This is a genomic window from Leifsonia sp. 2TAF2 (genome assembly GCF_052115085.1).
GTDB lineage: Bacteria > Actinomycetota > Actinomycetes > Actinomycetales > Microbacteriaceae > Leifsonia.
Window position 1 is genome coordinate 1,491,492 of the sequence record NZ_JBFRFY010000001.1, and the last position, 24,110, is coordinate 1,515,601.

General features: G+C 68.8%; 18 protein-coding genes and 3 tRNA genes. 13 read left to right on the top strand and 8 right to left on the bottom strand.

Annotation, left to right across the window (positions count from 1 at the left end; translation table 11 throughout):
* The first annotated feature begins 27 nt into the window (after nucleotides 1–27).
* Complete coding sequence (locus tag AB4Z18_RS07150) at nucleotides 28–2,403, top strand: HAD-IC family P-type ATPase (protein ID WP_441781996.1); 2,376 nt, start codon at nucleotides 28–30, stop codon at nucleotides 2,401–2,403.
* 140 nt (nucleotides 2,404–2,543) lie between these two features.
* On the top strand, nucleotides 2,544–5,357 hold the full coding sequence (acnA, locus tag AB4Z18_RS07155) for an aconitate hydratase AcnA (protein WP_441781997.1): 2,814 nt from the start codon (nucleotides 2,544–2,546) through the stop codon (nucleotides 5,355–5,357).
* Between the two features lie 49 nt (nucleotides 5,358–5,406).
* Here acnA and AB4Z18_RS07160 read toward each other — a convergent pair whose 3' ends face one another.
* Entirely contained in the window at nucleotides 5,407–7,032 is a 1,626-nt protein-coding gene (locus AB4Z18_RS07160) for an MFS transporter (protein WP_441781998.1), read from the bottom strand.
* Nucleotides 7,033–7,181: 149 nt separating this feature from the next.
* On the opposite strand from AB4Z18_RS07160, the gene dxs reads away from it, so the two are divergent.
* From dxs to AB4Z18_RS07175, 3 genes are all read left to right on the top strand, one after another.
* Complete coding sequence (dxs, locus tag AB4Z18_RS07165; RefSeq protein WP_441781999.1) at nucleotides 7,182–9,137, top strand: 1-deoxy-D-xylulose-5-phosphate synthase; 1,956 nt, start codon at nucleotides 7,182–7,184, stop codon at nucleotides 9,135–9,137.
* Between the two features lie 64 nt (nucleotides 9,138–9,201).
* Entirely contained in the window at nucleotides 9,202–9,603 is a 402-nt protein-coding gene (locus tag AB4Z18_RS07170; RefSeq protein ID WP_441782000.1) for a MerR family transcriptional regulator, read from the top strand.
* Nucleotides 9,600–10,580, top strand: a complete 981-nt coding sequence (locus tag AB4Z18_RS07175) for an aldo/keto reductase (RefSeq protein ID WP_441782001.1) — start codon at nucleotides 9,600–9,602, stop codon at nucleotides 10,578–10,580. The genes AB4Z18_RS07170 and AB4Z18_RS07175 overlap by 4 nt, the downstream gene beginning before the upstream one ends.
* An 86-nt stretch (nucleotides 10,581–10,666) precedes the next feature.
* Here the strand turns inward: AB4Z18_RS07175 and AB4Z18_RS07180 are convergent, their stop codons facing one another.
* The 5 genes from AB4Z18_RS07180 to AB4Z18_RS07200 form a co-directional block, all read right to left on the bottom strand.
* A complete protein-coding gene (locus AB4Z18_RS07180) occupies nucleotides 10,667–10,909 on the bottom strand; it encodes a hypothetical protein (RefSeq protein WP_441782002.1) in 243 nt (80 codons plus the stop codon).
* 182 nt (nucleotides 10,910–11,091) lie between these two features.
* Nucleotides 11,092–13,230: a 3-hydroxyacyl-CoA dehydrogenase NAD-binding domain-containing protein gene (locus AB4Z18_RS07185; RefSeq protein ID WP_441782003.1), complete on the bottom strand. Its 2,139-nt coding sequence runs from the start codon at nucleotides 13,228–13,230 to the stop codon at nucleotides 11,092–11,094.
* 6 nt (nucleotides 13,231–13,236) lie between these two features.
* Entirely contained in the window at nucleotides 13,237–14,445 is a 1,209-nt protein-coding gene (locus tag AB4Z18_RS07190) for a thiolase family protein (protein WP_441782004.1), read from the bottom strand.
* Nucleotides 14,446–14,518: 73 nt separating this feature from the next.
* Entirely contained in the window at nucleotides 14,519–15,715 is a 1,197-nt protein-coding gene (locus AB4Z18_RS07195; protein ID WP_441782005.1) for an HRDC domain-containing protein, read from the bottom strand.
* A complete protein-coding gene (locus AB4Z18_RS07200) occupies nucleotides 15,708–16,319 on the bottom strand; it encodes a DUF3000 domain-containing protein (protein WP_441782006.1) in 612 nt (203 codons plus the stop codon). The genes AB4Z18_RS07195 and AB4Z18_RS07200 overlap by 8 nt, the downstream gene beginning before the upstream one ends.
* Nucleotides 16,320–16,420: 101 nt before the next feature.
* Between AB4Z18_RS07200 and AB4Z18_RS07205 the strand changes: the two genes are divergently transcribed.
* Nucleotides 16,421–17,635 (top strand): alpha/beta hydrolase family protein, encoded by a 1,215-nt coding sequence (locus AB4Z18_RS07205; protein WP_441782007.1) that lies wholly within the window; start codon nucleotides 16,421–16,423, stop codon nucleotides 17,633–17,635.
* Here AB4Z18_RS07205 and zapE read toward each other — a convergent pair.
* Nucleotides 17,601–18,656 carry a cell division protein ZapE gene (zapE, locus tag AB4Z18_RS07210; protein WP_441782008.1) on the bottom strand — a complete coding sequence of 352 codons (1,056 nt, stop codon included), beginning with the start codon at nucleotides 18,654–18,656 and terminating at the stop codon, nucleotides 17,601–17,603. The two genes, AB4Z18_RS07205 and zapE, sit on opposite strands and share 35 nt — an antisense overlap.
* A gap of 136 nt (nucleotides 18,657–18,792) precedes the next feature.
* On the opposite strand from zapE, the gene AB4Z18_RS07215 reads away from it, so the two are divergent.
* The 5 genes from AB4Z18_RS07215 to AB4Z18_RS07235 all read left to right on the top strand — a co-directional run bounded on the left by AB4Z18_RS07215 (nucleotide 18,793) and on the right by AB4Z18_RS07235 (nucleotide 23,487).
* Nucleotides 18,793–19,710: a sulfurtransferase gene (locus AB4Z18_RS07215; protein ID WP_441782009.1), complete on the top strand. Its 918-nt coding sequence runs from the start codon at nucleotides 18,793–18,795 to the stop codon at nucleotides 19,708–19,710.
* Between the two features lie 47 nt (nucleotides 19,711–19,757).
* Nucleotides 19,758–20,192, top strand: a complete 435-nt coding sequence (locus tag AB4Z18_RS07220) for a SufE family protein (RefSeq protein ID WP_441782010.1) — start codon at nucleotides 19,758–19,760, stop codon at nucleotides 20,190–20,192.
* A 230-nt stretch (nucleotides 20,193–20,422) separates the two neighbouring features.
* Nucleotides 20,423–21,697, top strand: a complete 1,275-nt coding sequence (locus AB4Z18_RS07225; protein ID WP_441782011.1) for an ammonium transporter — start codon at nucleotides 20,423–20,425, stop codon at nucleotides 21,695–21,697.
* A 124-nt stretch (nucleotides 21,698–21,821) separates the two neighbouring features.
* The gene (locus AB4Z18_RS07230; protein ID WP_441782012.1) at nucleotides 21,822–23,066 is read left to right on the top strand and encodes an ammonium transporter; all 1,245 of its coding nucleotides are present in this window, start codon (nucleotides 21,822–21,824) and stop codon (nucleotides 23,064–23,066) included.
* 28 nt (nucleotides 23,067–23,094) lie between these two features.
* Complete coding sequence (locus AB4Z18_RS07235) at nucleotides 23,095–23,487, top strand: type II toxin-antitoxin system PemK/MazF family toxin (RefSeq protein WP_441782013.1); 393 nt, start codon at nucleotides 23,095–23,097, stop codon at nucleotides 23,485–23,487.
* Nucleotides 23,488–23,647: 160 nt separating this feature from the next.
* On the opposite strand, the gene AB4Z18_RS07240 is transcribed toward AB4Z18_RS07235, so the two are convergent.
* A tRNA-Val gene (locus tag AB4Z18_RS07240) sits at nucleotides 23,648–23,723 on the bottom strand.
* A gap of 170 nt (nucleotides 23,724–23,893) precedes the next feature.
* Between AB4Z18_RS07240 and AB4Z18_RS07245 the strand changes: the two genes are divergently transcribed.
* A tRNA-Gly gene (locus tag AB4Z18_RS07245) sits at nucleotides 23,894–23,966 on the top strand.
* 68 nt (nucleotides 23,967–24,034) lie between these two features.
* A tRNA-Cys gene (locus tag AB4Z18_RS07250) sits at nucleotides 24,035–24,105 on the top strand.
* Nucleotides 24,106–24,110: the final 5 nt, after the last annotated feature.

Sequence of the window (24,110 nt, forward strand, 5' to 3'; positions counted from 1 at the left end):
AGCTCGCGGCGCGACGGAGGGGGACCGATGCTCGAGGCGGGGACGCAGCAGGGCCTGACCGCGTCGCAGGTGGCCGAACGGGTCGCCGACGGCCGAGTCAACACCCAGACGCAGCCGAGCTCGCGGTCGGTGGGCGACATCCTGCGCGAGAACATCTTCACGCTGTTCAATGGCATCCTCACCGCCTGCTTCGTCGCCGTGCTGCTTCTCGGCGACCTGCGTGACGGCTTCTTCTTCGGCATCGTCGTCGCCAACGCGCTGATCGGCATCGTGCAGGAGTACCGGGCGAAGCGCGTGCTCGACCGCGCGGCCCTCCTGGCGGCCCCGCACAGCCGCGTGCGCCGCGGCGGCGAGGTCGTGACCGTCGCGCTGGAGGACGTCGTCCTCGACGACCTTCTGGTCCTCCGGCCTGGTGACCAAGTGCCGGCCGATGCGGTCGTGGTCGAGAGCACCGGTCTGTCACTCGATGAGTCCATGCTGACGGGCGAATCCGATCCGACGTTCAAAGACGCCGACGCGCCCCTGCTCTCCGGCTCGCACGTCGTCACCGGCACCGGCCTCGCCGTCGTCACCGCGGTCGGCGCCGACTCGTACGCGAGCAAGCTGACCAGTGAGATCCGAAAGCACTCGCTGGTGCGCTCCGAGCTGCGGGAGGCGACCAACCGCATCCTCGTCTACCTCTCGTGGATCCTCGGCCCGCTCATCCTGATCACGCTGCTCGGGCGGGTATTCGCGTACGGCGGGTTCTCGGAGGTGTTCGCCGACGACCGCTGGCGCCGGGCACTGCTGGACGCCGTGGCCGCAGTGGTCGGGATGATCCCCGAGGGCCTGGTGCTGCTGACCAGCCTCGCCTTCGGTGTCGCCGCCATCCAGCTGGCCGCCCGCAAGGTGCTCGTGCAGGAGCTCGCCGCCGTCGAAGTCCTCGCCCGGGTGGATGTGCTGTGCCTGGACAAGACGGGCACCCTGACGACGGGCGAGCTGGCGCTGCACGGCACCGAGGTCTGCGCCGGTGCAGCTGACACCGAACTGGCGGAGACGGCGCTGGCGGCGTTCGGGTCGGACGAAGCGGGCAACGCGACCTCGGGGATCCTGGGCTCGCACTTCCGCAGCGACCGGTTCCGGGTGTCGCGACGCATCCCCTTCAGCTCCGCCACCAAGTACAGCGCCCTTGCGATGACGGTGGACGGGGACGAGACCGGCTGGGTCCTGGGCGCACCCGAGCGGGTGCTGGAGGGGCATCCCGACGTGCTCAAGCGGGCGACCGCGCTGGCCGCGACCGGTTTGCGCACGCTGGCGCTCGCGCGGGCGCTCGACCCGTTGCCGGCAGACGTCCACACCCCTCTGACGGGGATGCGGGTGCAGCCCGCCCTGCTCGTCCTGCTGGCCGAGACGGTGCGGCCCGAGGCGCGCGACACGCTCGCGTACTTCCGCGAGCAGTCCGTGCGGGTGGTGGTCATGTCGGGCGACAACCCCGTCACCGTTGCCGCGATCGCGCGGGAACTGCAGCTGGAGGGCGAGACGGTCGACGCCACCACCCTCACGACCGACGAAGCGCTCGCCCAGGCGCTCGAGACCGCGAGCGTGCTCGGACGGGTGAGTCCGGATCAGAAGCGCACGGCCGTCCGTCTGCTGCAGGAGCGCGGACGAACGGTCGCGATGACCGGCGACGGCGTCAACGACGCCATGGCGGTGAAGGATGCGGACCTCGGCATCGCCATGGGCACCGGTACGGCCGCGACCAAGGCGGTGTCGCGCGTCGTGTTGCTGGACGACCGGTTCGACCGGCTGCCGGACGTGCTGGCCTTCGGCCGTCGGGTGATCGCCAACGTGGAGCGCGTCTCCAACATCTTCCTGGCGAAGACCACCTACGGCATCCTGCTGGCCCTCGTCAGCGCGGTGGTGCTGTGGCCGTTCCCGTTCCTCCCACGGCAGCTGACCCTGGTGTCGACGCTCGCGATCGGCATCCCCTCGTTCTTCCTCGCGCTGGCGCCCAACCGGCGCATCTACACGCCGGGGGTGCTCGGCCGGGTGCTGAGGTACTCCGTCCCGACCGGACTGATCGCCGGGATGACCGCGATCGTCGCGTACGCGCCGCTCTACCGCAGTATCCCGCTGCATGAGGCGCGGAGCGTGACGACCGTCGCGCTGTTCTGCGTGTCGCTGTGGATCCTGTGCGTGCTGACTCGCCCGCTGACCGGGATCCGCTGGCTGCTGCTCGCGGCGGTCGCCGTCGCGTTCGCGCTGGTGTGCATCATCCCGTTCACCTCGACCTTCTTCGAGATGCATCTGAAGGCCGATGGGGCACTGGCCTGGGGCATCGCGGTAGGCGCGGTAGGCGCGGCGGGCGTCGAGCTCTTCTACCGGTTCGCGAAGCGGCGCGGGCTGGTCTTCGACCGCATCTGAACGTGGTAGTTTTATCTCGACGTCAAGATACTTTTGCAGCATCAGGATTTAGGCTTACCTTGCTGGAAAGGCGCTTCGACGGACGAGGAAGATGGACGAGGCGTGCGTGAACATCGCCTGCCGATGAAGGAGAGGGCATTGTGGCTGCTACGAACAGTTTCGGCGCGAAGAAGACGCTGACCGTCGGGTCGAGGGACTACACGATCTACTCGATCGACCAGGTGGACGGGTACGAGCGGCTGCCCTTCAGCCTCAAGATCCTGCTCGAGAACCTGCTCCGCACCGAGGACGGCGCGAACATCACCGCCGACCACATCCGCGCCCTGGGCGGGTGGGACCCGGCCGCCGAGCCCGACACCGAGATCCAGTACACGCCGGCCCGCGTGATCATGCAGGACTTCACCGGCGTCCCCTGCATCGTCGACCTCGCCACCATGCGCGAGGCGGTCTCCGCTCTCGGCGGCGACCCCAAGAAGATCAACCCGCTCGCCCCGGCCGAGATGGTCATCGACCACTCCGTCATCGCCGACCTGTTCGGCCAGGCGGACGCGCTGGAGCGCAACACCGACCTCGAGTACGAGCGCAATGGCGAGCGCTACCAGTTCCTCCGCTGGGGCCAGACCGCGTTCGACGACTTCAAGGTCGTCCCGCCGGGCACCGGCATCGTGCACCAGGTCAACATCGAGTACCTGGCCCGCGTCACCATGACCCGCGAGATCGACGGCGAACTCCTCGCCTACCCGGACACCTGTGTCGGCACCGACTCGCACACCACGATGGTCAACGGCTTGGGCGTCCTCGGCTGGGGCGTGGGCGGCATCGAGGCCGAGGCGGCCATGCTCGGCCAGCCGGTCTCCATGCTCATCCCCAAGGTCGTCGGCTTCAAGCTGACCGGTGCCATCCCGACCGGTGTGACCGCGACGGATGTCGTGCTCACCATTACGCAGATCCTCCGCAAGCACGGTGTCGTCGGCAAGTTCGTCGAGTTCTACGGAGCCGGCGTCGCCGAGGTCCCGCTCGCGAACCGCGCGACCATCGGCAACATGAGCCCCGAGTTCGGCTCGACCGCCGCGATGTTCCCGATCGACGAGGTCACCCTCGACTACCTGCGCCTCACCGGCCGTAGTGAGGAGCAGGTCCAGCTGGTCGAGGAGTACTCCAAGGCGCAGACGCTCTGGCACGACCCCTCGGTCGAGCCGGTCTTCAGCGAGTACCTCGAGCTCGACCTCTCCACGGTCGTCCCGTCCATCGCCGGCCCGAAGCGCCCGCAGGACCGCATCGAGCTGAGCCACGCCAAGGACCAGTTCGAGAAGGACCTCGTCGACTACGCCGACGTCTCCCACGACCTGGTCGACCTCACCATCTCGGAGTCGTTCCCGGCCTCCGACCCGGGCGAGCTGCAGCCGGAGGATGCGCGCAGCACCCACCAGCACACGCACCACAGCCACGCGCCGAAGATCGTCTCCAACCCGACCCCGGTCACCCTGTCCGAGAATGGCGCGGACTTCGTCCTTGACCACGGTGCCGTCGCCATCGCGGCGATCACGTCCTGCACCAACACCTCCAACCCGTCGGTCATGCTCGCCGCCGGCCTCCTCGCCCGCAACGCGGCGCGGAAGGGCCTCAAGGCGAAGCCGTGGGTCAAGACCACCCTGGCGCCTGGATCGAAGGTCGTCACCGACTACTACGAGAAGGCCGGCCTGACGCAAGACCTGGAGGCGCTCGGCTTCTACACGGTCGGCTACGGCTGCACGACCTGCATCGGCAACTCGGGCCCGCTGCCCGAGGAGATCTCGCAGGCGGTCAACGACAACGACCTCGCCGTCACCGCGGTGCTCTCGGGCAACCGCAACTTCGAGGGCCGGATCAACCCGGACGTCAAGATGAACTACCTGGCGAGCCCGCCGCTCGTCATCGCGTACGCTCTCGCCGGTTCGATGAACTTCGACTTCGAGGTCGACCCGCTGGGGACCGACACCGAGGGCAACGACGTCTTCCTCAAGGACATCTGGCCCGACGCGGCCGAGGTCCAGCAGACCATCGACTCGTCCATCAACGAGGGGATGTTCGTCCACCAGTACGCGTCCGTCTTCGAAGGCGACGAGCGCTGGAAGTCGCTGCCCACCCCGACCGGCTCGATCTTCGAGTGGGATGAGAAGTCCACCTACGTGCGGAAGCCCCCGTACTTCGACGGCATGACGCTCGAGACCACCCCGGTCAGCGACATCGTCGGCGCCCGGGTGCTTGCCAAGCTCGGCGACTCCGTCACCACCGACCACATCTCGCCCGCAGGCTCCATCAAGGGCGACAGCCCGGCCGGTCAGTACCTGACCGAGCACGGCATCGAACGCAAGGACTTCAACTCCTACGGCTCGCGCCGTGGAAACCACGAGGTGATGATCCGCGGCACGTTCGCGAACATCCGTCTCCGCAACCGGCTGCTGGACGGGGTCGAGGGTGGCTACACCCGCGACTTCACCCAGGAGGGCGCGCCCCAGTCGTTCATCTACGACGCGTCGCAGAACTACCAGGCGCAGGGCACCCCGCTCGTGATCCTGGGCGGCAAGGAGTACGGCTCCGGCTCCTCCCGCGACTGGGCGGCGAAGGGCACCAGCCTCCTCGGTGTCCGCGCGGTCATCACCGAGAGCTTCGAGCGCATCCACCGCTCCAACCTCATCGGCATGGGCGTCGTCCCGCTGCAGTTCCCGGCCGGTGAGACCGCCGACTCGCTCGGTCTCGACGGCACTGAGGTCTTCACGATCACGGGGCTGGAAGCGCTGAACGAGGGCACCACACCGAAGACGGTCCACGTGGTGGCCGAGCCGAGCGAGCACTCGCCGGCAGGCAGGCAGCCGGTCGAGTTCGACGCGGTCGTCCGCATCGACACCCCCGGTGAGGCGGACTACTACCGCAACGGCGGCATCCTGCAGTACGTGCTGCGGAGCCTCGTCTAAGGACGCGCATCAACGGAATGCCCGGGGCCGCTGGTCCCGGGCATTTCTGTCAGGCGGCGGGAGCGCTGTCGCGGCTCGGGCCCGTCCGCCCGGCAGGCGCGTCCTCCTGGGCCGCGACGGTCGAGGGCAGGTTGCGGGAGAACGCGAGCGCGGAGATCGAGATCAGGGTCAGTACGGCGAAGGAGAGACGCAGCGCCTGCAGTTGCGCGTCCTGGTAGAGGTCGGTCAATTGCCGACCCTGCTCGTCGCTCAGCCCGGCGGCTTTCGCGATCCGGGGGACCTCGGACACCGCGACGATCGGCACGCCGCTCTCGGTGCGCTGGGTGACCTCGGTCTGCACGTCGTGCGGCAACGCGCTCGCTGCGACGCCGCCGAGGAACAGCGACCCTAGAGCGGCGATCATGATGGAGCCCAGGATCGCCGTACCGAGCGAGGAGCCCAGATTCTGGAACACACCCTGGACTCCACCGGCCTCGCTGAGCTCGCTGCGGTCGACGGCGGACATGGTGACGTTCCCGAGTTGCGAGGCCAGGAGGCCGAGCGCCGCCCCGGCGAGGAACATGCCCGTCGCGAAGACACCATTCTGCAGCTCCGGGTCGATGGAGAACAGCAGGACCAGGGACGCCAGCACCAGGAGCAGTTGTCCGATCCTGGCGATGCGCTTGGGGGAGAGGCGGCGAGCCAGCGCCGTGCCGATGATGGAGAACAGCACGAGTGCGACCGAGAGCGGGAACAGGCGGATCCCGGTATTCACGGCGTTCAGGCCGAGGGTGAACTGCAGATAGACCGGGACGATGAAGAACAGGCCGGCGGTGACCGTGTATTGGAGGCCGATGCTGCCCACCCCAGCGCGCAGGTGCCGAATGGTCAGCATGTCGGTGTTGAGGAAGGGCGTCCTCCCGCTGCGCCGCAGAATACCCTGGCGGCGCAGGAACACCCAGAGCAGCACAGCGCCGGCAGCGACGATGAAGGGGACGGGCGAAAGGCCCAACAACTGGGTGTCCGTGGTGGGCAGGATCCATCCCCAGGTCTTGGTCTGCAGCAGACCGTAGACGATGAGGAAGAGTGCCAGGGCGGACAGGATCACCGACAGCACATCGATGCGCGTCGGGAGCGGCTCGCCGGAATGCCGGATCACCCGGTTGAAGATGAGCACCACGGCCATGACGACCACCTCGGCGGCGAAGACGTAGCGCCAGCTCGCGTAGGTTGTCACGAATCCACCGACCAGCGGCCCGACGGCGACGGCGACCCCGGAGGCGGCGCCGATGATCGAGAAGGCGGTGACGCGGGCGTGCCCGGAGTAGTTGTCGGCGATCAGCCCGGCGATGGCGGGGATCACCAGCACCGCGCCGAGACCCTCGACGACCGACCACCCGATGACGAGCATCGCCGCGTTCACGCTGAGCGCCGTCGTCGCGGACCCGATCGAGTAGATGATGGAGCCGATGACGAGCGCGCGCCGCCGTCCCCAGCGCTCGCCGAGCTTGGCGCCCAGCAGCATGAAGGCCGCCATCGTCAGTGTGTAGAAGGTGATCGCGGACTGCATCACGGCGATCGTGGTGTCGAGGTCCGACACCACCTGCGAGATCGAGACGTTCATCACGGTGCTGTCGAGCACCATCACGAACTGCGCCGCACCGAGAGCCGTGACCGCGCCCCATCGACCAGCCATGTCGTGCTCCTCCCGGCCGTTGCCGTGATCGTAGCGAGCGCGCTCTTGCGCGCACCAGACGGCGCATGCGCCCGTGGAAGCCCTGGATGGGCTCCCTGGCGAACACGACGATCAGGACGGGACCGGGATCGGAGCCTAGACTCGATTTCATGGGCATTCTCGAGACCATCCACGGTCCGCGCGACCTCGACCGCCTGACGGATCGCGAGCTCGTCCAGCTCGCCGCCGAGGTGCGGGCGTTCCTCGTCGCGAATGTGGCGAAGACCGGCGGGCACCTCGGCCCCAACCTCGGCGTCGTGGAGACGACCATCGCCATCCACCGCGTCTTCGACTCCCCGCATGACGCCGTCGTGTTCGACACCGGGCACCAGTCGTACGTGCACAAGCTCCTCACCGGTCGGCAGGACTTCTCGCAGCTGCGTCAGCGCGGCGGGATGGCCGGGTACCCGCAGCGGTCCGAGTCGGAGCACGACATCGTGGAGAGCTCCCACGCCTCCTCGTCGCTGTCCTGGGCGGATGGCATCTCGCGCGCGTTCGAGCTCACCGGCCAGGGGGACCGCCATGTCGTCGCCGTGGTCGGCGACGGCGCCCTCACCGGCGGGATGACGTGGGAGGCGCTGAACAACATCTCCGACGACAACAACCGACGGCTGATCATCGTCGTCAACGACAACGGCCGCTCCTACGCCCCGACGATCGGCGGGATGGCGCGCTTCCTGAACACGGTCCGCACCCGGAGGAGCTACCGCAACCTCTACCTGACCTCCCAGCGCGCCTTCGACAAGCTGGGCACGCCGGGCCGGTCGTTCTACCGCGGTGTGCGGGGCGGCCTGCACGGCTTCCTCAGCCGCTTCGTCAACAACGAAGCCCTCTACTCGAACCTCGACATCAAGTACATCGGGCCGGTGCACGGTCACGACCTGGAGGCGATGGAAGAGGCGCTGCGTCAGGCGAAGAACTACGGCGCCCCGGTCATCGTGCACGCGATCACGCAGAAGGGCCGCGGCTACGAGCCGGCCCTGCGCGACGCCGCCGACCAGTTCCACTCGGTCGGGCAGATCGACCCGGAGACCGGTGAGCCGATGGAGGGATCGAGCAAGCCGTCGTGGACCGGCGTCTTCGCCGACGAGATCGTCCGGCTCGCCGAGAAGAACCCGAAGATCGTCGGCATCACTGCGGCGATGCTGCGCCCGACCGGCCTGCACCGGTTCGCGGAGCGCTTCCCCGACCGCGTCCACGACGTCGGCATCGCCGAGCAGCACGCCGTGGCCAGCGCCGCCGGCCTCGCCTTCGGTGGGCTGCATCCCGTCGTCGCGATCTACGCCACCTTCATGAACCGCGCGTTCGACCAGGTGCTCATGGATGTGGGGCTCCACAAGGCGGGCGTCACCTTCGTACTCGACCGTGCCGGGGTCACCGGCCCCGACGGCCCGAGTCACCACGGCATCTGGGACCTCGCCATCCTCCAGGTCGTGCCGAACATCCGGCTTGCTGCTCCGCGCGACGGCACCCGGTTCCGGGAGGAGCTGGCGGAGGCTGTCGCGGTGGATGACGCCCCGACCGTCCTGCGCTTCCCGAAGGGCTCCGTGCAGCCCGACCTGGAGGCGCTGCGCCGGCTCGACGACGGCGTGGACGTGCTGCGCGAGGGCGAGCGGAAGGACGTCCTGCTGGTCACCGTTGGCCCGATGGCCGACCTCGGCCTGAAGGTCGCCGACCGCTTGGCCGCCCAAGGGATCGGCGCGACGGTCGTCGACCCGCGCTGGGTGGTGCCCGTGCCGAAGAGCATCCTGTCGCTGGCCGCCGAGCACCGCATCGTCGTGACGATCGAGGACGGCATCCGTGTCGGCGGCATCGGCACGCGGGTCCGCCAGGATCTCCGGGAGGCCGGCATCGACACGGCGGTCGACGAGCTCGGCCTGCCCGACGCGTTCATCGACCATGCCACGCGCGACCAGATCCTCGAGGATGCCGGGCTCACGCCGCAGAAGATCGCCCGCGACCTCGTCGCGCAGGTGCTCGGCAGCCGGGTGCCGATCGCGCGCCCGCTGCCCGACGAGGAAGCCTCCGCCGACGCCGACGTCCCCGCGAAGAAGCGCCGCAGCTGACCCTGAGGAAGCCGCGACGCCGTCGCCTTGACTTCGAGTGCACTCTAAGTCCTATCGTGGCGGTATGACCGACACACGGACGGCGATGTCGATCTCCGACGTCGCCGAGCGGACCGGACTCACCACCCACACGCTGCGCTACTACGAGCGCGAAGGCCTGATGCTCTCGCCGGTCGAGCGCGCATCCTCGACCCACCGCCGTTACACCGAGGCCGACGTCGCGTGGGTGACGTTCCTCACCCGGCTGCGGTCGACCGCGATGCCGATCGCCACCATGCGCGAGTACGTCGTGCTCGCGCGGGAGGGCGAGGGGACGGAAGTCGAGCGACTCGAGCTGCTCCTGTTGCACCGCATGGCGGTCATGCGGCAACTGGAGGAGATGACGGCGAGTTTGGCGGCCATCGACTACAAGATCGACCTCTACCGGCAGCAGGTCGGCAAGGTCACGAAAGGGAATCACGCATGAAGAAGATCGCACTGGGAACGGAAAAGCTGGAGGTCTCGCAGCTCGGCCTCGGCTGCATGGGCATGTCCGCCTTCTACACGGGTGCGGGCACCGACGAGGCCGGATCGATCGCCACCATCCACCGCGCGATGGATCTCGGGGTGACCTTCTTCGACACCGCCGAGATCTACGGCCCGTACACCAATGAGGAATTGCTGGCGAAGGCGTTCGCCGACGGACGTCGCGACCGCGTCGTCATCGCCACGAAGTTCGGCACGATCAAGCACCGCGAGAACGACGAGCGCGGGATGGACGGGTCGCCGGCGAATATCCGACTCTCCGTCGAGGGCTCGCTGAAGCGGCTGCAGAGTGACCACATCGACCTCTACTACCAGCACCGGATGGACCCGGACACGCCCATCGAGGAGACGGTCGGCGCCCTGAAGGAGCTGATCGAGGAGGGCAAGATCCGGCACTACGGCCTGTCCGAGGCGGCGCCGGCGACGATCCGCCGCGCGAATGCGGTGCACCCGGTCACGGCCATCCAGACCGAGTACTCCCTGTGGACACGCGACCCCGAGGCGGAGGTGCTGCCGACCGTCCGCGAGCTCGGCATCGGCTTCGTGCCCTACTCGCCGCTGGGCCGCGGGTTCCTGACCGGGACCATCCGTTCGCTCGACGAGCTCTCCGAGGATGACTTCCGCCGGTTCAACCCGCGCTTCGAGGGCGACAACCTGGAGGCGAACATCCGCATCGTGGAGCAGGTGGATGAGGTCGCGCGCGAGGTGGGCGCGAAGCCCGGCCAGGTGGCCCTCGCGTGGCTGCTGTCGAAGGGCGACGACATCGCCCCGATCCCGGGCACCACGAAGGTCGCGAACCTGGAGCAGAACGTCGCGGCTGCCGACCTGCAGCTCAGCCCCGAGCAGCTGGCCCGGCTGGACGAGGTCGCGGCGCCCGTCGGCGACCGCTACCCGGACATGTCCCCGCTCAACCGCTGACCTCCCGCTTGACGCGACACGCCGTGCGTTGACCGCCGTCTTGACGCGACACGCCGTCCGGCCGCTCGGCCGGACGGCGTGTCGCGTCAACTCCGTACGGACTGCTTCCGCGAGCGGTATCGGCGGAACCGCTGCCCGATGAAGTACACCGCCGGTGCGCCGAGCACCGTCGCAAGAACGGTTCGGGACGGCGCGTCGACCATTACCAAGACGGCCGCCATGGCACCACCGATGAGCAGTGAGACGACGAAGTCCTCGACGAGGTCGTAGATCGCGCCCTTGTGAACGTCAGGATGTGACGTTGTCTCCGTGAACCGCGTCCTGTTCATGAGTCCCGCTTTCGTTCGTCATCGAACGTCGGTGGCTGTGTCCTCCACCCGGTGAGCCGGAGAGGTCGTGTCATCGATCCGGAGGGCACGCCCTCACCTATTCGGACTCACGGTTCGGGAATTCATGACGAAGGCCCGCCCCGGATCTCCGGGACGGGCCTTCGCTGAATGAAGCCGCGGGGCTACGCGACGCCCTTGACCGGCGGGTGGTGGAAGGTGTCACCGAACACGCGCTCGGACGCACCCACGCGATCCAGGTACGGCGTGATCCCGCCCATCTGGAAGGGGAAGCCCGCCCCGAGGATCATGCAGAGGTCGATGTCCTCCGGCGCCTCGACGACGTGGTCGTCGACCAGCATCCGGTGGATCTCGTCGGCCAGGCCGTCTTCGAGGGTGCGGAGGATCTGCTCCTTCGTCCACGGGTTCTTGCCGCCCGAGACGATCTTCGCCGCACCCTTGTCGAGGCCCTTCACCTTGCCCTTGGCGTCCTTCTCCAGCAGCGTGCCGTACTCGGCCAGCTTGTGGAGGTTCTCCGACCGGTAGAACCGGTCGGGGAACGCCGCGTGGTGGGTGTCGAGCACGTGCGCACCGACCTTCAGCCCGACGAGGTCGAGCAGGACGGACGGGGGCATCGGGAGGCCGAGCGGCGCGATGGCCTCGTCCACGACCTCGAACGGCGTGCCGTCGTCGACGGCGTGCATCGCATCCCCGAGGATCTTCGCCAGCACGCGGTTGACGACGAAGCCGGGGGTGTCGGCGGTGATGACGGCGTTCTTCTTCAGAGCAGCGGCTGTGACCATCGCGGTGGACAGGGTGGCCTCGTCCGTGAGCGGCGTCTTGACGACCTCGATCAACGGCATAACCGCGACCGGGGTGAAGAAGTGGAAGCCGACCAGGCGCTCCGGGTGCTTCAGCTTCGCGCCGATCTGCTCGACCGAGAGGGAGGACGTGTTGGTCGCCAGCACCGCCTCGTCGGAGATGAACTGCTCCACCTGCTCGAAGACGTCCTGCTTGACTCCGAGCTCCTCGAACACGGCCTCGATGACCCAGTCGCAGTCGGCGAAGTCGGCCTTGTCCGTCGTGCCCGTCACCAGCGCACGCAGGCGGTTGGACTCATCGGGGGAGATGCGGCCCTTCTCCTGCAGCTTGCCGATCTCCTCGTGGATGTACGCGACGCCCTTGTCGACGTGCGCCTGGTCGAGGTCCGTGATGACCACGGGCACGCGCAGCCGGCGCACGAACAGGAGCGCGAACTGGCTGGCCATGTAGCCGGCGCCGATGACGCCGATCTTGGTGACCTTCTTCGCGACCTTCTTATCGGGCGCGCCGGCTGGGCGCTTGGCGCGCTTCTGCACGAGATTGAAGGCATAGATGCTCGCCTGGAACTGGTCGCCCGCGATGAGCTCCGCGAGCGCGTCATCCTCGAGGGCGAAGCCGGCCTCGCGGTCGTTCGACTTGGCGGCCTTCAGCAGGTCGAGCGCCTTGTACGGCGACTTCGGAATGGTGCCGATGCGCGACTCCAGCATCTTGCGGGCGATGCCGATGGCGGCATCCCACTTGACCATGCGCTCGATCTTGCCGGGCTCGTTCGGTCGCTTGACGACGACCTCGCCGGTGAGGACCTTGTCGGCCCACTTCAGCGAGTCCTCGAGGAAGTTGGCGGAGTCGAAGATCGCGTCGGCGATGCCGAGGTCGAAGACTTCCTGCGGCTTCAGCATCCGATTCTGCTTCAGCGGGTTCTCGATGACCACCTTGAGGGCGTTCTCGATGCCGATCAGGTTCGGGAGGATGGTCGCGCCGCCCCAGCCCGGGATGAGGCCCAGGAAGACCTCGGGCAGGGCGAAAGCGGCCGCATTGCGGTCGATGGTGCGGTAGTCGGCGTTGAGGCCGATCTCCACGCCGCCGCCGAGTGCCAGGCCGTTCGTGAACACGAACGACGGAACGCCCAGGGTCGCCTGCTTGCCGAGAACGTAGTGGCCCAGCTGGGGGAGCAGTTTCGCGACCTCCACGCTCGGGATCTCGTTCACGCGGCTGAGGTCGGCACCGGCGGCGAGGATGAACGGCTTGCCCGTGACGGCGACCGCGTCGATCTCACCCTTCTTCGCGCGCTCGGCCAGCTGGTCGAAGGTCTTCCCCAGCTCCAGCAGGGTGGCCGGACCCATCGTGTTCGGACGCGTGTGGTCGCGGCCGTTGTCGAGGGTGACCAGGGCGAGGGTCTTGCCGCTCGGGAGCCGCACATCCTTCACCGGGGAGTGGGTGACGACCTCGTCGTCGGTGAGCGCCGCGAGCGGGCCGAAATCGATCGTGCTGTAGTCGGTCACTGTGGCTCAGCCCTTCCGCGCGGCGCGCTTGTCGTAGTTCGGGTTCTCCCAGATGACGGTGCCGCCCTGGCCAAGGCCCACGCACATCGCCGTGATGCCATACCGCACCTCCGGGTGCTCGGCGAACTGGGCCGCCAGCTGGATCATCAGGCGCACGCCGCTCGCTGCGAGCGGGTGGCCGATCGCGATCGCTCCGCCCCACTGGTTGACCCGCGGGTCCTCGTCGTCGATCCCGAAATGGTCGAGGAAGGAGAGCACCTGGATGGCGAACGCCTCGTTCAGCTCGAACAGGCCGATGTCGTCGATGGTGAGGCCTGCCTTGCGGAGCGCCTTCTCGGTGGACGGGACGGGACCCAGCCCCATGATCTCCGGCTCGACGCCGGCGAACGCGAAGCTCACCATGCGCATCTTCGGGGCGAGACCCAGCTCCTTCACGGCGTCGGAGGACGCGAGCAGGCTGGCCGTCGCGCCGTCGGTCAGCGGCGAGGAGTTGCCGGCCGTCACGCGGCCGTGCGGGCGGAACGGGGTCTTCAGGGTGGCGAGGCCCTCCATGGTGGTCTGCGGGCGCATCCCCTCATCTTCGGTGGCCAGGCCCCAGCCGGACTCCGAGCGGATGGCGACGGACACCAGGTCCGGCTGGATCTTGCCGGCCTCGTAGGCGGCCGCCAGCTTGTGCTGGCTGCGCATGGCGAAGCGGTCGGAGCGCTCCTTGGTGAGGGCCGGGAACCGGTCGTGGATGCGCTCGGCGGTCATGCCCATGTTCAGCGCATCCTCGGCGACCATCTTCTCGGAGAGGAAGCGGGGGTTGGGGTCGGCGCCGAAGCCCATCGGGTGCCGGCCCATGTGCTCGACGCCGCCCGCGATCACCAGGTCGTAGGCGCCGAACGCGACGCCGGAGCCGAGGGTGGTGACGCTGGTCATGGCGCCCGCGCACATCCGGTCGATCGCGAATCCCGGGACCGACTTGGGCAGGCCCGCGAGGAGCGCGGCGGTGCGGCCGAGGGTCAGGCCCTGGTCGCCCTGCTGGGTGGTGGCGGCGATGGCCACGTCGTCGATCCGGTCCTTGGGCACCTGGGGGTTGCGCTCCAGCAGACCGATCATCGCCTTCACGACGAGGTCGTCCGCGCGGGTGTTCCAGTACTGCCCTTTTTCGCCGGCCCGTCCGAACGGAGTGCGGACTCCGTCGACGAACACGACATCGTTCTTCTCGGCCACAGTGCCTCCCATTTCAAGGTCGGAAACGATCCTAGGTACACCGCTGTGCACGAAAAGAATCGTTTGATCCTTCCTACGAAATCGGTTCGGGACCCTCGTCGGCCGTTTGGGTGCTTTCCACAAAAGCCTGGGCGATCACCTGTGAGGTTGCGGCAACCTGCCAGGGGCGGGCGCCGTGCGCCGCGAGCGCTTCCCCGACGCTCTCCGGCGTGATCTCGGCCGGGGGAGTCCACGCGACACGGCGCAGGGTGTCCGGCGTCAGCAGGTTCTCCAGGGGGATGGCGCGCTCCTCCGACACGGTGCCGAGCGCCGTGCGGGCGGCCTTGAGGCGGGCATCCGCCTCCGGGTTCCGGTCCGACCAGGCGCGCGGTGGAGGGAGGGTGTCGCCGTTGCCGCGCAGCACGGGGAGGTCGTCAGTGGTGCGGCCGGCCTCGATCGCCGCCCACCAGCGGTCGAGCTCCGTGCGGCTGGCGCGACCGGTGAACTCCCGCATCGCGGCGAGGGCGCGCTTGCTATCCGGCATCGCCTTCGCGGCAGCGGTGAGCGACGCATCCGGCACCAGGCGGCCGGGGGCGGTGTCCGTGTCGCGGGCCAGCGAATCCCGCGCCAGCCACAGTTCGCGTGCGACGGCCAGGTTGCGGATACCCCGGATCGAGTGGATGCCCGACAGCCGCCGCCAGGGCTCGCTGCGCACGGGGACCAGCTCGCGAACCAGCTCGTCGGCGAACTCCTGCCGGGCGATGTCGGTCTTCCCGGCCTCGTCGAGGAGTGCGGCGATCGAATCGCGCAGGTCCGGCAGCAGTTCCACATCGAGGGCTGCGTAGTCGAGCCACGGCTGCGGCAGGGGACGCGTCGACCAGTCGGCGGCGCTGTGCTCCTTCGCCAGGTGGATGCCGAGGAGCTCCTCCACGACCGTCCCGAGCCCGACACGCGGCATCCCGAGCAGGCGGGCGGCGAGCTCGGTGTCGAAGACGATCGACGGGTCCAGGCCGACTTCGCGCAGGCAGGTCAGATCCTGGGTGGCCGCGTGCAGCACCCACTCGTCATCGTGGATGGCCTCGTTCAGCTCGTCGAAACGGCCGACCGCGGGCGGGTCGAACAGGAACGTGCCGGAGCCGCGACGGAACACCTGGATGAGGTACGCCCGCTGGGAGTAGCGGAAACCGCTCGCGCGCTCGGCGTCGACGGCGACGGGGCCGGTCCCTTCGACGATGCGGTCGACGGCAGCCAGATAGGCGGTGCGCGAATCGATGACCGTGTATTCAGCCACGCGGCGCCTTTCTGGGCGTCGCCGCCCGGGAACTGAGCAGGCTCACCCCCTCGCCGGTCGGGGGCAGGCCGGCGAGCATGCACAGCAGCTCGCCCCATCCCTCGACGTGGGCGGAGACGTCCGACTCGAGCGGGCTCCAGGAGGCGCGCAGCTCGATCTGGGCGCCGTCACCCTGGGCAGCGAGTTCGCCGAACCCGGTGGAGATGACCTTGGTGGCCGTCCCGCTCGCCGCGGTGTAGCGGGCGTGCCGGGCGTCCAGCGCATCCACCAGCCAGGACCAGGCGACGTCGGCCAGGAACGGATCCAGCCCGATGTCGGTCTCCAGCGGCGCCTGGGCGAAGCACACGATGCGGAACGGGCCGCCCCACGCCTCCGGCTCGTCCGGGTCGTACAGCAGGATGAAGCGTCCGGTGCCGAGGTCGGAGTCGCTGCCGTGCCGGGCCGGTCGCACGTCCGCGGCGAGCGCGACGGAGAACGGCGCGAGCTGCGCGGGAGCGGGGATCTCTTCGATCACGAGCTCCGGACGCGACACTGCGGCGCGAATGGACTGCAGCGCCGTGGCGAACTCCGCCGGATGCTGCGGTGGGGATGTCGGTGTCGGCACGCTTCGAACACTAGAAGCCTTTCGGGTGTCGCGGCAGTAAGGCACGCCGCCTGGGGAACTCCTGAGGGCGTGTGCGGAGGCCCGCCGGTACGCTGCTCACTATGGCGGGCACGGGTACGGGATCAGCGATCGGGAAGACCGTCGGCACGGCGGCGTTCGTCGCAGGAGGGCTCGTCCTGGCGACCGCAGGACTCGCCGCCTGGGCCACCACCCGGGTCGCCCGCACCGTGATCACGCCGGTGCGCCGGCGCCCGCAGAACCAGACCATCCGCTCGTTCGACGAGACCCTCGGCACGGTGACCCTGCGGGAGACGCCGGACGCAGCCATGCCCGGCCGTTTCGGGATGTGGTGGGGAGGCGACACCTGCTTCGCCAAGGTCGGGGGACTCATCGAGCGCGGGGACGGCAGCGTCACGCGCGAGCTCGAGCGCATCCAGTTCGGGCAGTTGCGGGCCGGCCGCGCGCGGATCAGCGGCTACTACTACCTGGAGCCGGAGGAGCTCGGTCTCCCGGTCACGAGCGTCGAGATCCCGACAGACCTCGGTCAGGCGCCCGCGTGGGTGTTCCCCGCGCCGGAGGATGCCGACCCGGGCCGCTGGGTCATCCAGGTGCACGGCTGGGGCGCGTCCCGACAGGAGGGGCTGCGTGCCGTGCGGGTGTACCACGACGCCGGCTTCAGCTGCCTGCTCGCCTCCTACCGCAACGACGGGGACGCGCCGGAGAGCGCCGACCGGCGCTACGGGCTCGGCGGGACCGAGTGGCGCGACATCGAGGCGGCCATCGACTACGCCGTGGAGCACGGCGCCCGGTCGATCGTGCTGATGGGCTGGTCGATGGGCGGAGCGGTCGTGCTGCAGACGATCACGCGCTCCCGGTCGCTGGAGCACGTGACCGGCATCGTGCTCGAGTCGCCGGTGATCGACTGGATCGACACGCTCGAGTACCAGGGCAACCTCCTACGACTGCCGGATGTGATGACCCGCGCGGCCCTGCGCCTCATCGAGGCGGAGTGGAGCGGGCCGATCACGGGCCAGGGCGCGCCGATCGACCTGCGCAGCATGGACTTCGTCGCTCGCGCCTCCGAGCTCAGCCTGCCGATGCTCATCCTGCACAGCGACGACGATGGCTTCGTGCCGTCCACCGGCTCCCGCGCGCTCGCCGAGGCGCGCAGCGACATCGTCACGCTGGTGCCGTTCGACACGGCCCTCCACACGAAGCTCTGGAACTACGACGAGGCCAAGTGGACGGCTGCGATCGCCGGCTGGCTCGCCGAGAACGTGCCTACTCGTCGTGCGGCGGAAGCTCACCCGCGGTGAGCGCGATCATGCGCGACGTCGAGCGCAGGTACTTCTTGCGGTAGCCGCCGCCGAGCATCTCGTCGTCGAACACCTCGCTGAGCGGCACGCCGGTCTGCACGATCGGAATCTCGGCGTCGTAGACGCGGTCGATGAAGGCCACGAGGCGCAGGGCCGCCATCTGGTCGTGCAGGACCTCCACATCCCGCAGGCCGATCACATCCACGCCGCCGATCATCTTGATGTATCGGGACGGATGGACCGTCGCCAGGTGCGCGATGAGGTCCTGGAAGCCATCGCTCGTCACCGTCTCGCCGCGGGCGGCCATCGCCGCAAGGGCGCGCTCGTACTCCGGCTGCTCAACGGTGATCGCGGCGCCCGTGGTGTCGCGGCGGCGGTAGTCCAGTCCGTCGATCCGGATCGTCTGGAAGTTCGCAGACAGCGACTGGATCTCGCGCAGGAAGTCGCTGGCGGCGAAGCGGCCCTCGCCCAGGGCGTTCGGAGGCGTGTTGCTGGTGGCGGCGATGCGGGTTCCGGACGCGACCAGCTCTCCCAGCATCCGGGTCATCATCATCGTGTCGCCCGGGTCGTCGAGCTCGAACTCGTCGATGCAGATCAGGGTGGATCCGCGGAGCAGGTCGACCGCGCCCGCGTATCCCAGCGCGCCGACGAGGGCGGTGTACTCGATGAAGGTGCCGAAGTACTTGGGGCCGGGGGCCTCATGCCAGAGCGCCGCGAGCAGGTGCGTCTTACCCACGCCGAAGCCGCCGTCCAGGTACACACCCGGCTTCATCGCCTCGACCTTCTTGCGGCTGCGGCTGAACAGCCCGGCGGGGCGCTGCGGCTCCCACGTCTTCGCGAACAGCTTCAGCAGGGACACCGCCTCCGCCTGCGAGGGGTAGTCGTGATCAGGACGGTAGGACTCGAAGGTGGCGTGCTCGAACTGCGACGGCGGGACCAGACTCTCCGCGATCTCCGCGCCGGTGATGGCCGGCGAGCGGTCGGAGAGACGGGGGAGGGCGCCGGTCTGTTCGAGGGTCATGACGGGTTGTGCACCTTTGTGTCGAAGTCTTACCGCGGCCGTTCCGGGCCGCCTACGCTGGACATAGATTCGCAGCTGTCGCAGGCCTCCCAGCCTAGCCCCGCGATCTCGACCGATCCCTGGAGGACACCGAAGCATGACCATCGCAACCGACCCGTCGCCCGAGTTCGCCGGCTACGCCCACCCGGAGCGTCTCGTGACCACCGAATGGCTGGCAGAGCACCTGGGTGAACCGGGGCTCGCGGTGGTGGAGTCCGACGAGGATGTGCTGCTGTACGACACCGGTCACATCCCGGGCTCGGTGAAGATCGACTGGCACACCGACCTCAACGACCCCGTGATCCGCGACTATGTGAGCGCCGAGCGCTTCGCCGAATTGCTCGGGTCCAAGGGCATCGCGCGCGACACCACGGTCGTCATCTACGGCGACAAGAACAACTGGTGGGCCGCGTACGCGCTCTGGGTGTTCACCCTGTTCGGCCACGAAGACGTCCGCCTGCTCGACGGGGGTCGCGACAAGTGGATCGCCGAGGGCCGGGAGGTCACCCGCGAGGTCCCGAAGCCGGCGCCCGTCGAGTACCCGGTGGTGGAGCGCGACGACTCCGTCATCCGCGCGTTCAAGGAGGACGTGCTAACTCACCTCGGACTCGTTCCTTCGGGGGGAGCGGCCTTGATCGACGTGCGCTCGCCTGAGGAGTACAGCGGCGAGCGGACGGAGATCCCCGGCTACCCGACCGAGGGCGCCCTGCGCGCCGGTCACATCCCCTCGGCGAAGTCGGTTCCGTGGGCCCGCGCCGCGGCTCCGGATGCGACGTTCAAGCGCCGCGCGGAACTGGAGGAGGTGTACCTCGACGGCGCGGGGCTCGTTCCCGGCGACGACGTGATCGCCTACTGCCGCATCGGGGAGCGGTCGAGCCACACCTGGTTCGTGCTCACGCACCTCCTCGGCTTCGAGAACGTCAAGAACTACGACGGCTCGTGGACGGAGTGGGGTTCCGCCGTGCGCGTCCCCATCGCGACCGGGGCCGAGCCGGGCGAGGTTCCCGCGCGCTGATCCTGCACGCTGCTCCTGCGTCTCCAAAACGGACGTAGCCTTAAGGGATGACCGAACTGACGCGCGCGCTCGCCGAGATCCGCGACGACTTCCAGGCACTGGAGCAGAACGACCGCCTGCAGCTGCTGCTGGAGTTCTCGGACGAACTCCCGGAGCTGCCGGAGCGCTACCGCGACCACCCGGACCTGCTCGAGCGGGTGGAGGAGTGCCAGGCGCCGGTCTACATCTTCGTGGAGGTTGACGGCGAACAGATCGTGCATCTGTTCGCCACGGCGCCGCGCGAGGCGCCGACGACGCGCGGCTTCGCATCCATTCTCGTGCAGGGCCTCGCCGGCCTCACCGCCGACGAGGTCCTCGCCGTGCCCGACGAGTACCCGCAGAGCCTCGGGCTGACGCAGGCCGTGTCGCCGCTGCGCCTCCGCGGCATGTCCGCCCTGCTCGGTCGCGCCAAGCGCCAGGTGCGGGAGAAGCTGGCCGCCTGAGTCACTCGACGACGGCCTCCCGGCATTTCGTGACGGACCGCTGAGCGGATCGGCAGGGTCCCGAAACACAGTGTTTACACACCGTGAGGATGCGTAACACTCGCGAAACACGAGCATCCCTCTGACGAAACCTCTCGCGTCAAGACTGGGCCCACCCCGAAAGCGCCCCCCACCCGGATCGGGATCGCGTCACCCCGCGGGGCAGAAGCACAGAGAGGTAGACAATTCGCATGGTGCTCCACACAGCAGCGGACTACGCGGAGGCAGGGACGGTCAACGCCCTCTGGCTCCTTGTCGCCGCAGCCCTTGTCCTGCTGATGACCCCCGGCGTCGCCTTCTTCTACGGCGGCATGGTCCGCGCCAAGAGCGTCATCAGCATGATGATGATGAGCTTCGGAGCGATGGCCCTGGTGGGCGTCCTCTGGGTGCTCTACGGCTACGGACTCGCTTTCGGCACGCCCAGCATCCCCGGCCTCCTCGGAACCCCCGACTGGTTCCTCTCGAGCCTGATGGGTAAGGACGGCATCACTCCCGACCTCGGCGGCCTCGCGTTTGCGGGCTTCCAGGCCACCTTCGCCATCATCACCGTCGCCCTGATCTCCGGCGCGATCGCCGACCGCGCCAAGTTCGGCTCCTGGATGGTCTTCGCCGGCGTCTGGGTCACGCTCGTCTACTTCCCGGTCGCCTTCTGGGTCTTCAACCTCTCCCAGGGCTGGATCGTCGCGGGCCTCCACGTGAACGACTTCGCCGGTGGCACGGCGGTGCACATCAACGCCGGTGCAGCGGGACTCGCCCTCGCCCTGGTGCTCGGCAAGCGCGTCGGCTTCCAGAAGGGCATGAACAAGCCGCACAACGTGCCGCTGACCCTCCTCGGCGCTGCCCTGCTGTGGTTCGGCTGGTTCGGCTTCAACGCCGGATCGGAGGCCGCAGTGGACGGGGTCGCCGCTCTGGCTTGGGTGAACACGCTGGCAGCGCCCGCGGCCGCCACCATCGGCTGGCTGATCGTCGAGAAGTTCAAGGACGGCAAGCCCACCTCCATCGGTGCCGCTTCCGGCGCCGTAGCGGGTCTGGTTGCGATCACCCCGGCCTGTAACATCCTGACGCCGGGCTGGGCGATCGTCCTCGGCCTCGTCGCCGGTGCGGTCTGCGCCCTCGCTATCGACCTGAAGTTCCGCCTCGGCTTCGACGACTCGCTCGACGTGGTCGGCATCCACCTCGTCGGCGGCATCATCGGAACGCTGTGGATCGGCTTCTTCGGCTTCACCCACGTGGACGGCGACGCCTCCAAGCCGTTCTCGAGCCTGCTGTACGGCGGCAGCTTCCAGCAGCTCGGTGTGCAGGCGCTCGGTGCCTTCTCGGTGCTGATCTACTCCTTCGTCCTGGCGTACGCCATCGGCTGGATCATCCAGAAGACGATTGGGTTCCGCATCAAGAACGAGGACGAGCTGGCCGGCGTCGACACCGTGGTGCACGGCGAAGAGGGCTACTCGCTCGAGACGGTCTGATCCGACCATCGGACGCGAAAGCGGAACGGGGTGTCGCCGGGAGGCGGCGCCCCGTTTCGTCGTGCGGTGAGCGCATCCGAAGCGTCGCTAGGGTGAGGTGGGGATTCTCGAGGCGAGGGAGCACATGGCACACGCGACACCCGACCAGGTGGATGCGCTGCTCCTGTTCTTCTGTGGCGCGCTCGTTCTGCTGGCCGCCTTCGGGCTGGCCTTCTTCGCCGGCGGCATGGCAGGCCGGGCCAGGGCCGCGCGCGCACTCCGGTTCGTCCTGGTCGGTGCCGCGGTCGTCATCCCGCTGGCCGTGCTGGGCGGGTACGGGCTGATCACCGGGCCGCCGCTGTTGCCGCACCTGGCCGGCAGGCCGGATCCAGGACTCGCGTCGGTCGCGGGCGTCCACCCGGCGGCGTCATCCCCGTACCCGGCCGCCCACGCCGGGTACCTGATCGCCGTGGTCGTGCTCTGCGCCGCGATCGTCGGAGTCGCCGTCGCCTCGCGGCTGACCCTGCGCGCATGGATCCTGTTCTCGATCCTCTGGCTGCCGCTGGTCGTCGTCCCCGTCGCTTACGGAGTGTTCTCGCTGGAGGACGGCTGGGCCATCGCGGGCCTGAAGGTGGTGGACTTCGGCGGCGCCCTCGTCGTCGTGGCCGCGGGCGGGAGTGCAGTCGGCATCCTGCTGGCGTGTGGGCGGCTGGAACATCTCCCCGCGCACCCGAGCCGCCCCACGCTCGTTTCGATCGGTGGCGCCATGGTGTGGGTCGGCTGGCTCGGACTGGTGGTCGGCTCCGAGGGCGCGCTCGACGAGTACGCGCCGCTGATGGCGATGAGCGCGTTCATCGCCTCCGCGACCGGCGTCCTGATGTGGATGCTGGTGGATGCGGTCCTGCTGCGGCACCCGACCCTCACGAGTGCCCTCTGCGGAGCCTTCGCGGGGCTGGTCGGCGCGACCGCCGCCTCCGGGGCCCTGACCCTCGGCTGGTCGATGCTCGTCGGCGCCCTGTCGGCGCTGGCGTGCGCGACCATGGTCGACCTCGCCTCCCGGGCCCGCTTCGGACCGGCCCTGACACTGTGCGTCATCACCATCGTCGGCGGGCTCGTCGGTCTCCTGTTCCCCGGGCTCTTCGCGACCGGTAGTGGGATGGTCGACAGCGGCAACTTCGACCTGTTCATCGCCCAGGGGATCGCGGGGATGTCGGTGCTGCTGTACGCGACGACCGTGTCGCTCCTGCTCGCACTGGCGCTGCGCTTCACGGTCGGGCTCACGCGGGTCCGCTATGGTGCCGCTCGTGGCATCCATGAGACGCATCCTGTCCGCCCTGAGCGGGCTGTTCCGCCCGTCGGGGGAGAACCGGGCCCCGGGTCCGCGCGCTGAGCCGGGGTCCGCGGGTGCGGGTGCGACGGTGCAGGTCGACCCGCGGGGTCTCGGCCGTATCCGCACCTCGTACGAGCCCCGGCTCGACGGCGACGCCGACCCGGGCGAAATCGTCTGGACGTGGGTGCCGTACGAGGAGGCCGACGGCCGCGGCAAGGACCGCCCGGTGCTGGTGGTCGCCACCGAGCCGTCCGGCGCGGTGCTGGCGGTGGCGCTGACGAGTCAGGAGCACCCGGGCCGGCCTGAGTATCTGGCGATCGGCTCGGGGGAGTGGGATGGCCGGCACCGGCCCAGCTTCGCGCGGCTCGATCGGGTGTTCCGGGTGCAGCAGTCGGGGATGCGCCGAGAGGGCGCCGCTCTCGACGCGCGCCGCTTCGACACGGTGCGGGCCGCGCTGTCGGCCCGCTACGGCTGGCGGTAGCGGCCGGTCCTGCTGCCCGTCTGTTTCCGTAGGAGAGTCGAACGAATCCCGGCCGAATCTCCTTCACCACTGCCTATCGAAGGAGATCCGGCACCCGATCTCCTTCGATAGCCGGGGGCCCGAACGCACGAAAACCCCCGGCGTGACCGGGGGTTTCGTATGGTGGGCGATACCAGACTCGAACTGATGACCTCTTCCGTGTGAAGGAAGCGCGCTACCAACTGCGCCAATCGCCCAGAGCAACCGCCGAGCGGCTGCGAGATTCGATACTAGCCGACTCAGGGGGCCCGATGCACATCGACACGACCCCTCCAAACGACACACCCGGCGGGCGTAACCGGTTTTGTTTTGCCGCTGCGAATCGGATAGAGTCTTTCAAGTGCCGCAGGGAACTGGGGCGCGAAATGCGGATGTAGCGCAGTTGGTAGCGCATCACCTTGCCAAGGTGAGGGTCGCGAGTTCGAGTCTCGTCATCCGCTCGAGTCGGCCCGATCTTCGGATCGGGTTCTCTCAAGTACGGTACGGTTTTTTCCGTGTTGTGGCGTTCGGTGGATTGGCCGAGAGGCGAGGCAGCGGCCTGCAAAGCCGTATACACGGGTTCGAATCCCGTATCCACCTCGATC

Bases quoted from the DNA above. Each gene is read 5' to 3' on its own strand.
- AB4Z18_RS07150 (WP_441781996.1), top strand. From the start codon at position 28: ATGCTCGAGGCGGGGACGCAGCAGGGCCTGACCGCGTCGCAGGTGGCC.
- AB4Z18_RS07160 (WP_441781998.1), bottom strand. From the start codon at position 7,032: ATGGCTGGTCGATGGGGCGCGGTCACGGCTCTCGGTGCGGCGCAGTTC.
- dxs (WP_441781999.1), top strand. From the start codon at position 7,182: ATGGGCATTCTCGAGACCATCCACGGTCCGCGCGACCTCGACCGCCTG.
- AB4Z18_RS07170 (WP_441782000.1), top strand. From the start codon at position 9,202: ATGACCGACACACGGACGGCGATGTCGATCTCCGACGTCGCCGAGCGG.
- AB4Z18_RS07175 (WP_441782001.1), top strand. From the start codon at position 9,600: ATGAAGAAGATCGCACTGGGAACGGAAAAGCTGGAGGTCTCGCAGCTC.
- AB4Z18_RS07180 (WP_441782002.1), bottom strand. From the start codon at position 10,909: ATGAACAGGACGCGGTTCACGGAGACAACGTCACATCCTGACGTTCAC.
- AB4Z18_RS07205 (WP_441782007.1), top strand. From the start codon at position 16,421: ATGGCGGGCACGGGTACGGGATCAGCGATCGGGAAGACCGTCGGCACG.
- zapE (WP_441782008.1), bottom strand. From the start codon at position 18,656: ATGACCCTCGAACAGACCGGCGCCCTCCCCCGTCTCTCCGACCGCTCG.
- AB4Z18_RS07215 (WP_441782009.1), top strand. From the start codon at position 18,793: ATGACCATCGCAACCGACCCGTCGCCCGAGTTCGCCGGCTACGCCCAC.
- AB4Z18_RS07220 (WP_441782010.1), top strand. From the start codon at position 19,758: ATGACCGAACTGACGCGCGCGCTCGCCGAGATCCGCGACGACTTCCAG.
- AB4Z18_RS07225 (WP_441782011.1), top strand. From the start codon at position 20,423: ATGGTGCTCCACACAGCAGCGGACTACGCGGAGGCAGGGACGGTCAAC.
- AB4Z18_RS07230 (WP_441782012.1), top strand. From the start codon at position 21,822: ATGGCACACGCGACACCCGACCAGGTGGATGCGCTGCTCCTGTTCTTC.